This is a genomic window from Tardiphaga sp. OK246 (genome assembly GCF_900188215.1).
GTDB lineage: Bacteria > Pseudomonadota > Alphaproteobacteria > Rhizobiales > Xanthobacteraceae > Tardiphaga > Tardiphaga robiniae.
The window spans coordinates 30,223-42,900 of record NZ_FZOX01000010.1; the positions used below are offsets into that span (position 1 = coordinate 30,223).

The window sequence follows — 12,678 nt, forward strand, 5'->3', positions numbered from 1 at the left end:
CCTCTATGCTTCCTAAGACGCATCAGTGGAATCGGATGCGCAATCGGAGGACGAATAGCCTTCACGGGCGAGTTGTGCATCCAGATATTCCACGGCGCGCTTCAGCTCATAGAGGACGGTACGTCTGGAAATTCCAAGCTGCTTGGCAATGGCTTGGTGGGTGAGCCCCTCAAGCCGAGAGGCAATAAGTATCATCCGCGACCGATCGGGCAATCCGCGGATCGCCCGTTCAACAATCTGAAGCTCGAGCCGCGCCTGTAACTCCAATGTCGGGTCAGTATACTCCCCGCCCGTTCCGAGCAAGGCATCGATTTCGGACCGACGCGCGCGACTGTTTTCGGCGCGCAAGCGATCCGTCGCAATATTGATGGCAATGCGCAACAGATACGCTGAAGGACGTTCGAGCGAGCCAACATGTCCTGGGCGATGCAGCCGCAGCCACGTCTCGTGCAGACTCTCGCTGGCGAGTTCCTCGGAGCCCAGCCGCCGTGTCAGCTTGGCCTTGAACTCCGCGTATCTGTCGGTGAGCAGATCACGTAGCAATGCCCACGTCGTTTCTGCCATAATCGGTAGCCTCGTCTGACAAATCAAGAACTCGAGTCCGCCAGATCAGGTACCGGCGCAAGCCATCCCGGTACGACAAATGCCAGATGGAGCGATTTTGACTATCAAGACTGCATGACAAATTGGCTACAGTCCGGGTCGCCTATCTGGTGGTCTGGGATGACCCGGCACAATCCCCCGTTTCGGACGGGGGGCGCGGCGCAACGGTGAGAATGAACGGTTGGGCCATTTCGGCAGGTGGAGCTGTGTTGATGCTGCCGCCCCGAAGCGCCTGGAGCAACGCAGTATCGAGGACCACGTCTCCGGTGGAAGCCACGAGCGCGCTATGCTGAATGACGCCGGTCGGGGCAATCCAGAATTCGAGCGCTACCTTGTATCGACCAGGGCGGGTCTGACTGTTTCGGCACAGCAGATCCAGAACGCCGTTCTGCAGCGCGCTTACGAAACCTCCATCGGGGTGGCTTGCTGGCACCTGTGCGCGATCTGGCTCTGCGCGCCCAGGAAGGATGGCGAATGCATCAACGTCCGTGCGGCGAACTAGGAGCCCTGTCTCTCCGAGCAACGTCTGCAGCGCGCGCCCCGGAGTAAGGCTGCCTTTAACCCCCCGCGATTGCCGGCCGGCCGTCAGCGCGGTCTCGTAGAAGATATGAACTCTAGCAGCGGAGCGGAAGGCATTCAGCGCCTGGTCCAGCGCCTGCGCCGGAATATCAAATTCCATGCTCCGTTCATCTGCGGCCGCAAATGGCGACAAGATCGCTAACACCACGCAGAAGATAAGCGCGTGCAGGCACCGCCTTAAAAACAGAGCGCGTAGCAGTCGCGGATTGAGCAAAATTCGAATATTTCGAACATCGGCAAAGGACATGAAAGCGGCAAATCGCTTGCTGGACTGCGGACCGAAGTCGTCAGCGGACCAATGCAGATTTGATAAAGTACTGGCAACACCGAGCCCCTAAGCTCATACGACCGGAATGTGACAGCTGTGTGTGCCGGGCAGAAACGATTCCATATCCATAGTGCGCCGCATCCGCTTGAGTTCGTTCTATGCCGCGTGTCTGTCTGGAATGGAGTGTCCGCTTCCTGTCCCCAAAGCTCTCTCACCGGATATTGGCCGATCGTCAAACAATGCAAGGCGCTATTCTGCTCGTCACGCGCGCTAGTTGTTGATCGCTTCCTTCTCCCTCCGCTGCCGTGAGGCTGGTCATTTCGGACGGCGAAAGCGTCGAGTAATCGAGAACGCGGACATCGCTGTTCTTATCGTAAGTCTGCCGATCGCTCTCTTTGCGGCGCAGATATTTTCACCGCTCCGCATTAAAATGCACGCCCGATTGGTAAAGGCATCGTCACGTTCTAACTTCGCGTGGCGATGTTTCTCAACGCCTGAGCATTGAGAAGGACAAGTGTACGATTCTTGACCAGAACCCAGCCGCGATCGGCCCAGGCGGATATGATTTTATTTGCGCGCTCCCGCGAAATGCCCACCATCTCGCTGACGCTCTGTTGCGTCATATTCACCACAAGGGATCCATCCATTTGCACATTCGGCTCCGCAAATTTTACGACGATATGGGCAAGACGAGCCTCGAGGCCGTGAAGGATCACCTCTTCCAGATGCTCGCTCGTCCATCTCAGGCGGGCGCATAACAAATCAATGAACTTAGCAGCCAAAGCAGGCTCGGTTCTAACCAAGGGGATTAGATCGCGCCGCGCAATTCCCCAGATTTCACAATCGCTGTTCGCGATTGCATCCGTTGTTCGGTCGAGGCCATCCAAAACAGCAATCTCGCCAAATGTCTGACCGGCACCGATCAGATTTAACACCGCGCTCTTACCGTCAGGAGAGGATGCACACATCCTCACCGAGCCTTCCACAACTCCGAACAGGCACGTCCCAGGGTCGCCGCGTCGAAAAATGTAGTCTCCCCGTGCGAAGGTCTGGAAAGACGCGCGATGAAACAGCTGGGCAACCGCCTCGGGCGCGAGGTCGCTGAAGATCGCGTTCATACGTATGGCCGCCTGACGGCCTGCTGATCTCGCTGGCTTCGCTTTCGACACCGCGATGTTCCCTGTACTCCGCACCGGTCCCAAATCAAGGTCTGTTTGGACGTCCGCACCGATCCAGCCGGCCAGCCCCAATCCGTACAGCCAATGGTGAGCCGGGACCTGGCGCCTTTGTGTCTCCTGTTTTCGCGATGCGCTGTACGTCCGGACGATCGCAAGCAAGCTGCGCGATCATCAATTCCGAGATCAATCGCGTCACCTGCGGAGCTGCGACACTAGTCCCATTCATCGTCACAACGGATCCGCTACGCGTACCGGCGGCAAGTAGATTCCTGTGCACTGGCGACTCGTCTCCAACTGCCGACACATCGGGGCTTCGGATGGGGGACGTGCCATCTGATGTCGCGCGCCCTCCGGCCCCCGAATATTCACTGACGGTCTTGTCGCTGCGAAGATAAGCACCCACGACGATTGCGCGCGTCCCTGTCGCCAATGCGTTGATCGTACTTTCCCTCCGGACCGGGCTGGAGCCCTTGTCATCTTGCTCCAGTCGCCCGGCAAGATCGAAGCGCACGTAATTCTCGTCTTCAAGCCGAGATTGCCGCCCTGACAACGGATAGCCAAATGGCGTGTCGCCGCGCTGAACCCAGACATCGACTGTCGTGGCTACGCCCTTGTTTTTGAGTTCGATCAGCCAGGTCCCGGACGGAGCGGTCAGCGAGGGCATTCCGAGATCAGCCGTGGGGGCCATAGCAAGGAATATCTGCGATCGCTCCCCGACTGCAATATAGTATTTCGCGAAAAACCGGAGCTGGCCTGATATGCGCCACTGCCAGTTCTGGTTAGCCCCAATCCAAGGACTGCGCTGGTTCGTCGGGGTGGTAATCCTTATGGCGATTTCGGGCTGGGACTTCTCTGTTGCCTGTTTGGGTAGCCACAGTTCCATGAAGCTGTTGGCCTTATCGTCGGGCTGCACGCGCCACCGCAAGCGCTTGGGCGATTGGCCGGGGATTGATGCCTGAGACAGTTCGACCAAGGCATGACATCGCGCCAGATAGTGATTTCCGGCTGGCAGAACGACCCTGAGCGGTGCGGTGCGTGACGCTATCAACTGATCGATCGCAGCTTCCAGCTGTGACGTGCCATCGTGCGGGCCGGCAATGGTCCCATAACTCAAATTGATGACCACAGGGATCGGCCCCGTTCCTTCGGCGGCCGAGATCTGATCCGCACGACTGAGCACATAGGAGATGGCGGCGTAGACATTCGGAGTCAGGAATGCGCCCGACGTCTCTTCTGTCACCCACTTCGGCAATTGAACGCCGATGATGTAGGGAAGGTTGGGATCTTCGGGAACCGCATGTTTCGGATCGAGTCCGCAAGCAATGTCCATGACGTGCGTACCGTGCTTGGCGCGGCGAGCAGCCAGCTTCTGACCGGCCAACCGATAGAACTCATCCTCATCCAGCAATCCAGTATGCGTGCAGGACGCCAGAAACTGATTGATCTCGTTCTCCTGCAGCTCCCGCCCCCAGCCGAATCCGGCCGGCCGGCCTGTATTTGTGTGATCGTCCTGGTTCCAGAAATACTTCACCCGCGATCGGCCATCCTGAAAGCGGAATCTCTCATGGGCGAACGCCAATCCGTCATCGATGATCGCGACAATTGCCCGCCGCGACGGACTCGCGGCAAGCGATGGCTGCTCGATCGGTTGAGTCTTCTCGAACAGATTTGTCGTCGGCGTTCCAAGTTCGATTCGATTGATCGAGGACAGCAGGGGCGCAAACTGTCTGGCGTCACCGCGCGATACCTTGCCGGAAACAAATGCGGAAAGAACCTCGCGTCTCGCAATCGCCATACAGCATGTTAGATCGGCACCTCTCAGAGAGGGTGGCGCCTCCTGATAGACCGCGGGAATTCGAATGAACTGATCCAGCCCCGAGCGCACGACGGAACGGGCAAGGGCTTCTGCTGGTCCACCAAGCTCCAGCAAGACCCAGAACCACTCACCCGGGAGATAAGCGAACTCGGTCAGCACTGCCCATTCGAGATAAGGTGAAATCCGCTTCCGTCCTTCTGCCATAACGCACACCTCGCGAATGCGATTGCCCTACCGTCATGCCCCAGCAGCTACTTCACCTCTGCAAGCGCAGCATCCCACAGCCACTTCATAATCGGCGATACAACTGGCGGCGTGGAGGCGAGAAAATCGACATAGGGCGGATCAATCAGGGGGCTCAGCTTTTCCTGTCCGTTTGCTGGATTGTAGAAATCATGGAAATTGAAGTCCTGAGTAGCTCCGTATCGCCCGCCGTCAAAACGCCAGGCGTTGAACCTCGGCCCACCTTTCGCCCGCAGAATGAAATAGCGGGCAAGTGACAGTCCAAGCACCTGACCGGCCGCAGTGTCGACCGGGAAATGGACACCTGCCACTGTGCGGTTGACCGCGATCCGCGCCGCCTGTCGCATCAACTGCTCACCAAGTTTAGGCTCGCGCCCGTACAGCTCCCACAGGATGCGCGCAATCATGTGATTTTCGGTGGAATGACCGCTCGGAAATGTCCCGTGGCCCGGTGTCAGAATGATCGGTTGAACCTGAGACGACAGTTCATATGGTCGCCAGCACGCCAGAGCATGCTTGATGCGCATTTCCACCGCGGTCGCAAACCGAAGCGCAGCATCGAGCAGCTCGATCGTCTTCTTGGTACGATCCGGATGGAGGTTCACGACCGAACTCCAGAACGCATATTGAGGGCCGAGCTGGGTCACGATTTCCGAAACACGATCCTCGCGAAGATCGGAATATTGATCCAGAAAATCCAGCTGGCCTTTGAAAGTCTCGGCCGGCGGGCGGATCAAAGTCGCTATCCGGCTCGATTTCGCTTTGGGGGACGGATCTGTCGTTGTGGTTTGAACGTGGAACTGCCAGACCGTGACCGACTTCTCGCTCGGTGTCCGGGAGACGTTCTTGCCCTGATGCTTGTAGCTGAATCTCTCTGAGTGGCTCGTAAAATGGAGGTGCGACAGCAGTTCGAAGTCGATGACCGCCGCCCGCACCCACGGCTCCCAGAGCGCGAGGTTCTTCTTGTCGTCCAGCGCACGTGGCGACCGATTGACGGTCTGACCGAGCCAGCTTCCAACGATACCGTCGCGGTGCTTGACGAGTGCATCGGCAACCAGCGGCGATCCATAACTGCCGTAGGGCCCAGCGCCAGCACCGCCCGCGCCGCCTGCCCCTCCGGCACCGCCCGCTCCCCCAGCACCACCGGCGCCCCCCGCACCTCCTGCGCCGCCTTCAGGACCCATCGTGCACATGTTTTTGCTCCCGTTCTGCTAATTCGGTACGCCAGCTCCCTGCAATGCGCTCGACCAAATGCGGCCGGTTTCATATCCCCCACTGGGGTGACGCTCGCGATATTTCGCGACGGTCAAGCCCGGCTCGAGTTTCATCAATTCGGTCACCGTCTTGCGTGCCTCTTGATGAAGGCCGAGTTGCCATTGCGCGATGGCCAGCGCGCGAAACGTGGATGTATGCGTGCGATTTGCGCGCAACGAACGGTTGGCAAGATCGATGGCGCGCTTGTATTGCCCGGCGGAGAGAGCAGCCGTTGCGGCCAGGGAATCGTAGAAATATCTGTGAGGGTCGAGCGGCGACAGTTTCAGCGCGTGCTCGGTGTGCTCGACTGCCGACTTTCCTGCATCCTTGAAGGCGAGAAGCGTTCCCTTTAGCAGCCACGCCATCGCATCGTTGGGATTGACGCGCAGCGCGAGGTCATACTGCTCCTGCGCGACGTCAAATTGTTTCAGCAGATTGGTATGAGCAAAGCCCATAACCACCAGCGCGAGGGAACAGCGCGGATCGGCACTCAGCGCTCGCCGCCCGCAATCGAGCGCCAGTTGCGTATCCGCACTCCAGTCATCGGTCCATCCCTGCTGGACCCGCAATATGTGCCACTTGGCCATCCATGCCCATGGTACGGCCTGGCGGGGCATACGCTCGGTCAGGACCTGGAGCATCTGACGCGACCTGTCAAAATCCTGCACCGAAAGGCGATGCATGAGCGCGATCGCTCCCATCAACAGCGTGTAGCTCTCGACGGTCGGAAGTGATTGCGACTGTGCACGTTCAAGCTCGCGCGCCATGATCGCCAAGCTGACCGCCGTCACAATGCCCGCGACAGCACCGTCCTTTCCGCTGATCAAGGCTGTCGCGCTACAAACGAACGAGTCAGACCAAACGATCGTCAGATTCGACGAAGATGCCAGTTCGAGATTCACCCGCAGCTTGCTCCCGGCCTTGCGGTAAGAGCCCGACAGAACGTAGTTCGCCGTCAAATAGCTGCTGATCTCCTCGACCGAACTATCCCGCCCGCGAAAGACAGACGTCGACAGGCGCGAGATGACGTTCAGCTCCGATGAACGCGAAAGCGCGGATATGACTTCGTCGGCGAGCACTTCGCCAATGACCCGATGTTCCGGACCATCATCCAGCCCGGCAAAAGGCACGACCGCGACAGTGGCGCGCAACTTCGGCATTGATACAGCACCTGGCTCGATCACGGGTCGCGGCCCTGGTGGGCCGACACGATACGCTCGAACGGGTTCATGCACATGTTTAAGGTAACAAGCTCCCAAATCCTCGACGTCGGCATCCAATACAGGCACGAGTTGGTCGCGAACATCGGCCGATACAACAATTTCTCCCGGCCCCGCTAAACCTGTGAGTCGGGCTGCAAGGTTAACGTCAGCCCCGTAAACATCGTGCTCGTCGGCAAGAAGATGACCGACGTGAGCTCCTTCACGGACGAGGATATACTGATCTTGCGGAACGCCTTCATTGATAACCGCACACGCATTCTGGACTGCAAAGGCAGCTTTCACCGCGAGGGGAGATTGAGGGAATTCCATCAGGAGCCCATCCCCAAGGCTCTTTACAAGCCGCCCCTCGAACCGCGGCAGGATATCTTCATCTATCGTTTTAACGAGTTTACGCCATCGCTGTACGGTGCTGGCCTCGTTCTCTTCCATCAAGCGCACGGACTCGACCACGTCCACGAAGAGCAGTGTGCGCACCACCCATTCCGGATTCTCGAATGCGAGTGAAGCGCTTGATCTAGCCATCAGCCTCGCTGGTCACTGTTCTGATCCACATTCTTGTGCACTAATGCGCACAAACTCGGTATCACGGGCGGATCACACTCAATTTTGCCCGCCAAGAACTTGTTAGCTAGACTTGAACAACGGCGATTTCAGGACGCCGCTCCTGACGACTAGATTGCAACCACGTCGCCACGCGACTCGACTTTGATACGCCAGCCGTTGTCATCGATACCTACCGCCGGACCGAATGGTACTATCCCGATCATAGACCAGGAGTTCTTCAGCCGACAACTGCGACCTGCGCGTGGCGACGGCGCCTCCGCCCCTGACGACGGATGTACATCGTTAAAGCCTGAAACGGTTTGCTTCATGATGGCGGGGACTGCGGCGGTTTGCCCAACCACGATCGCACACATGAGGACGGCGCAAATCACTCCGGCCCCGATCATCAAGCGATGGTATAATCGACGATAGGACTGCTCCAGTTTATCTTCCGATGCACTCATGATTGCCTCCAGATAAGGCACATAGCCTTACTGCGTCCCGCTGGAGGTGGATGTGACGAGCGTCACATCCCGGGATGATTTTGTCTGATTGCCGACACTCTTTGTCCCGGCCTGGCCGCCCCTTGAACCAAAGATAGCGTATCAGGCTACGCGCGGCTTCGAGGAAGCGCAGCGAATTCTTGGTCGTAGCTGGCGTAGGATTCCTTGAGCGTCGCCAGATTGAGCAGCATCGTCGCGACCAGCACGTTCGAGCTATTGAAGACTTCGGTGCGCACCCACAGACTCTCGGTGCGTTTGCTGCCGGACATCGCGACGACCTTTCGGTCTATGCGGTAGTTTTCTCCAACAAACAGCGGACCTCGTAGCAACCGAATTTCCTGATCAGCGAACAGGCCGACTGCCGGCCCCTTGACCGGCAGACGATCCTTCTTGCTGCCGTGCTGAAATAACACACTGAGCATTTCCATCGGAATGATCGCGCGTCCCCATGGCGAGTTGCCAGCGCTCTCTGGCGCGTAATAGGGCGACGGCTCGGTGATGACCTTGAGCTTCTGTTCAAGCGAGAATGGATAGAGCTCGCCCATGTTCTGATCGAAACCCATCCGGACAATCTGCGGTGCTGTGGTCATGCCGACCGCGATGTCGCGCAGGATCACTGCATCTGTCAGCGGCTTCAGTTCGGTCAGCCGTATGTCGAGGGCGGAGGCTGGCGCATCGCCGCCGATTGAGGCACTGCCGCGCAACACTTCGGTGCCATCACGCTTCGCCATCCTGATCGTGCAATAATGCCCACCATCGATCGGCTTTTCGACAACGGCCTGTACCTCCTCGCCCTCAAAGGCGGCAGCACGATAATGCGCCGAGATGCAGCCCGTCTCGAACCAGTCCTTGCCCCACAGTCGTTTGCAGAGCGGCGCAAACTGGCTGAAATGGGTCGGGCCCTCGATGGTCCCGCCCTTGAAGCCGAGCTTCTGCGCGGTGGCATCGTCGTGGATGGATGCGTGAGAGTCGTAAGTCTGCGCATGGAGCATCTGTCGGGGCTGTCGCCACGGGCCGATCAGTGCATTTCCGGCGTCCTCAATCACAGTATCGAATGCTTTTGATATCATTGGAAACTCCTCCGGGAATGTGGGCCGTCGGTTCGTTGTGGCTACCAGGTATCGACACAGGGGCGCTTGCGACCCTCGCGTTGCGGTGGCTTCGGCACCGAACGCAGGCCGGCCATCACCCAGCGGCGCGTCTCGGCGGGGTCGATGACATTGTCGATCTCGAACACCGACGCGATCGAGGTCGCCTTGCCGTTGGCATAGAGCTCAGCGACCTTATTCTTGTAATAGGTCTCGCGCTCCAACGGATCGGCGATCGCCTCCATTTCCTTGCGGAAGCCGAGCCGCACGTAGCCTTCCAGCCCCATACCGCCGAATTCTCCGGTTGGCCACGCCGCCGTGAAGAACGAGGCGTGGAAACCGCCGCCGATCATCGACTGCGCGCCGAGTCCATAGCCCTTGCGCAGCACGATGCCGAACAACGGCACCGTGATGCTCGCGCCAGTGACGAACATACGCGCGACATGGCGCACGATCGCAGTCTTCTCCGCTTCCGGCCCGACCATGAAGCCCGGCGTGTCGCAGAGCGACACGATCGGAATGTCGAATGCATCGCAGAGCTGCAGAAAGCGCGCCGCCTTGTCTCCGGCCGCGGCGTCGATGGCACCGCCGAGATGTTTGGGATTGTTGGCAATCAGGCCGAATGGCTTGCCCTCGATACGAATGAACGCGGTGATCATGCCGACGCCAAAATCGCGCCGGATTTCGAGCACGGATTCCTCATCAGCGATCAGATCGATCACCGCGCGGATGTCATAGACGCGCAACCGGTTCTCCGGGATCGCACGTCGCAGCAGCCGCTGGTCAGGCGCACGCCATTCGGTGACGCCGCCTTGGAAGTAGGACAGATATTTCTGCGCGGCCCGTGTCGCTTCCTCTTCGTCCTCGACGAGAATATCGACGACGCCGTTCGGTGACTGGAAAGAGACGGGTCCGACTTCGGCCGGATGATAAACGCCGAGACCCCCGCCTTCGATCATCGCAGGACCCCCCATGCCGATCGAGGCGTTCTTCGTGGCGATGATAACGTCACAACAACCGAGCATCGCAGCATTGCCCGCGAAGCAATAGCCAGACACCACGCCGACCACCGGGACGAGACCCGAAAGTTTCGCGAATTGCACGAAAGACGGCCCGTCGAGACCCGTCATGCCGAGCCGATCGGTATCGCCGGGACGACCACCGCCGCCTTCGGCATAGAACACCAGCGGCATTTTCCACTGCTCGACCAGCGACAGCATGCGGTCGATCTTCTTGTGGTTCATATGGCCCTGGGTGCCGGCTAGCACGGTATAGTCATAGGAGATCACCATACAGCGTGCTTCGTGCTCGCCGAATTTGGTGGCATTGACCGTGGCCGTACCGGCGACCAGACCATCGGCCGGCGTGTTCTTGATGAGATCATCGACCGCGCGGCGGCGCCGTTGGCCGGCGATGGCGAGGCTGCCGTATTCCATGAACGAGCCGTCATCGACCAGTTGCGCAATATTCTCGCGCGCGGTGCGCTGATTGGTCTTGCGCCGGCGCTCGACCGAAGAGGGCCGGTTTTCATCGAGCGTGATCCCCTGGCGAGCGATCAGTTCGGCAAGGTCGGGACGAATGTGGTCGAGATCGATATCGGCTTCTTCCGTGGCGAGGTCGCCGGCCACGTCCTGAGGTTCGATATACAGAATGGGCTCGCCCTGCATCAACGTGACGCCATCGGATGCCGCGATCCGGGTGACGCGACCGCCCTGCTCCGCAGTCACCAGATGCTCCATCTTCATGGATTCGATGATGGCGAGTTGCTGGCCGGGCCTGACAACATCGCCTTCGGCCACCGGAATGGACACGACCGTGCCCTGCAGCGGCGCCGCGACCGGGATCGATCCTTCCGGCGCGGGCTGTACGACGCCGGCGGAGGTCCGTGCATCACCGGTTGATCCGCTGGCGGCGAATAGCGGCTTGCCCGCTGTCAGTGTGGCAGCGACCAGATCGGCGACGTTGCGATCGATGAAGCTGGTGTTGATCCGATTGGCCTGGAAATCGGCGTTGGCCAGGATCGCCCGCATCAACGGGATATTGGTGGCGACGCCCTCGATGCGGAATTCGCGCAGGGCTCGCGTGCCCTTGGCTATGGCGTCGGACCATTTCGACGACGGCGTGTGGACGATCACCTTGGCCAGCAACGAGTCGAAGGCAGCACTGGTCTTGTAACCGGCATAACCGAACGTATCGACACGCACGCCCGGGCCTGACGGTGGCTCGAAAATCGCGAGCGTGCCGCCGGTCGGTTTTGTGGCGCCGGTGGCATCCATGGTCTCCATATTGATGCGGAGCTGCATGGCGAAACCGCGCGGGCTCGGCACCGAGGCCTGATCGAGGCCGAGCGACGCCAGCGTGGCGCCGCCGGCAACGGCGAGCTGCGACCGCACCAGATCGACCGACAGCACTTCCTCGGTCACGGTGTGCTCGACTTGCAGCCGCGGATTGGCCTCGATAAAGGCGAAGGCGCCATCGCCCTCGCCAACCTCGCCATCGACCAGGAATTCGAACGTACCGAGGCTGTCATACTTCGCCTCCGCCGCAAGATTTTTGGCGGCTTCAACGATGCGGCTGCGCAATTTGTGTGACAGCGACGGACTCGGCGCTACTTCGACCAGCTTCTGATTGCGGCGCTGGATCGTGCATTCACGCTCCCAGAGCTGGCTGATATCGCCGTGACGATCGCCGATGATCTGCACTTCGATATGACGGGCATTGCGAATGAGACGCTCGACATAGACGCCGTCGCTGCCGAAGGCCGCCTTGGCCTCAGACTGACAACGCGCATAGGCGTCGTCGAGATCTACGGCGCGTTCGACCACGCGCATGCCGCGGCCGCCGCCGCCAGCCATGGCCTTGATCATCACGGCGGCATTGCTCCCGAGCGATGTGAAGAACGCTTTCACCTCATCAAGCGTCGAGGGGCCCGTGGTGCCCGCGATGATCGGCACACCACAGCGCTTGGCGAGTTGCTTGGCCGCAACCTTGTCGCCAAACAGCTGCAATGCCGCGGGTGACGGGCCGACAAAGGTGATGCCCTCTTCGGCGCAGCGGCGGGCCAGATCGGCGTTCTCGCTGAGAAAGCCGTAGCCCGGATGCAGCGCATCACAGCCGGTGGCTTTCGCTGCACCAATCACACCTTCGATGTCGAGATAAGCACGCGCACCACGGCCGGGGATTTCCGTAGACTCGTCGGCGATCCGTACATGCAGCGACAGCGCGTCATCGGCTGGATATATGGCAACGGTGGCAAGGCCGGCGTCCGCCGCGGCGCGCGCGATACGAATGGCGATCTCGCCGCGATTGGCAATCAGCAACTTGCGAAAGGGCATCAAAACTCTCCGTGAACAACAGACGCGATCCGGGGTGGCATCATC

The 12,678-nt window shown here is 59.6% G+C and carries 9 protein-coding genes; all 9 read right to left on the reverse strand.

Features of this window, described 5'->3' with window-relative positions:
- Positions 1 to 12 precede the first annotated feature (12 nt).
- Positions 13 to 564, reverse strand: coding sequence for an RNA polymerase sigma factor (locus tag CHC01_RS29895; protein WP_089267982.1), 552 nt, complete (start codon positions 562 to 564; stop codon positions 13 to 15).
- A gap of 142 nt (positions 565 to 706) precedes the next feature.
- Positions 707 to 1,429, reverse strand: coding sequence for a hypothetical protein (locus CHC01_RS29900; protein ID WP_089267983.1), 723 nt, complete (start codon positions 1,427 to 1,429; stop codon positions 707 to 709).
- Between the two features lie 485 nt (positions 1,430 to 1,914).
- Positions 1,915 to 2,568 (reverse strand): Crp/Fnr family transcriptional regulator, encoded by a 654-nt coding sequence (locus tag CHC01_RS29905; RefSeq protein ID WP_089267984.1) that lies wholly within the window; start codon positions 2,566 to 2,568, stop codon positions 1,915 to 1,917.
- An 85-nt stretch (positions 2,569 to 2,653) separates the two neighbouring features.
- Positions 2,654 to 4,648 carry a S8 family serine peptidase gene (locus tag CHC01_RS29910; protein WP_089267985.1) on the reverse strand — a complete coding sequence of 665 codons (1,995 nt, stop codon included), beginning with the start codon at positions 4,646 to 4,648 and terminating at the stop codon, positions 2,654 to 2,656.
- Between the two features lie 47 nt (positions 4,649 to 4,695).
- Entirely contained in the window at positions 4,696 to 5,622 is a 927-nt protein-coding gene (locus tag CHC01_RS29915; protein WP_210421722.1) for a phosphatase PAP2 family protein, read from the reverse strand.
- Positions 5,623 to 5,898: 276 nt separating this feature from the next.
- The gene (locus tag CHC01_RS29920) at positions 5,899 to 7,638 is read right to left on the reverse strand and encodes an adenylate/guanylate cyclase domain-containing protein (protein WP_210421723.1); all 1,740 of its coding nucleotides are present in this window, start codon (positions 7,636 to 7,638) and stop codon (positions 5,899 to 5,901) included.
- Between the two features lie 197 nt (positions 7,639 to 7,835).
- On the reverse strand, positions 7,836 to 8,171 hold the full coding sequence (locus CHC01_RS29925) for a hypothetical protein (RefSeq protein WP_089267988.1): 336 nt from the start codon (positions 8,169 to 8,171) through the stop codon (positions 7,836 to 7,838).
- Positions 8,172 to 8,317: 146 nt separating this feature from the next.
- Positions 8,318 to 9,280 (reverse strand): hypothetical protein, encoded by a 963-nt coding sequence (locus tag CHC01_RS29930; RefSeq protein WP_089267989.1) that lies wholly within the window; start codon positions 9,278 to 9,280, stop codon positions 8,318 to 8,320.
- A 41-nt stretch (positions 9,281 to 9,321) separates the two neighbouring features.
- Positions 9,322 to 12,633, reverse strand: coding sequence for an acetyl-CoA carboxylase family protein (locus tag CHC01_RS29935; RefSeq protein WP_089267990.1), 3,312 nt, complete (start codon positions 12,631 to 12,633; stop codon positions 9,322 to 9,324).
- Positions 12,634 to 12,678 lie beyond the last annotated feature (45 nt).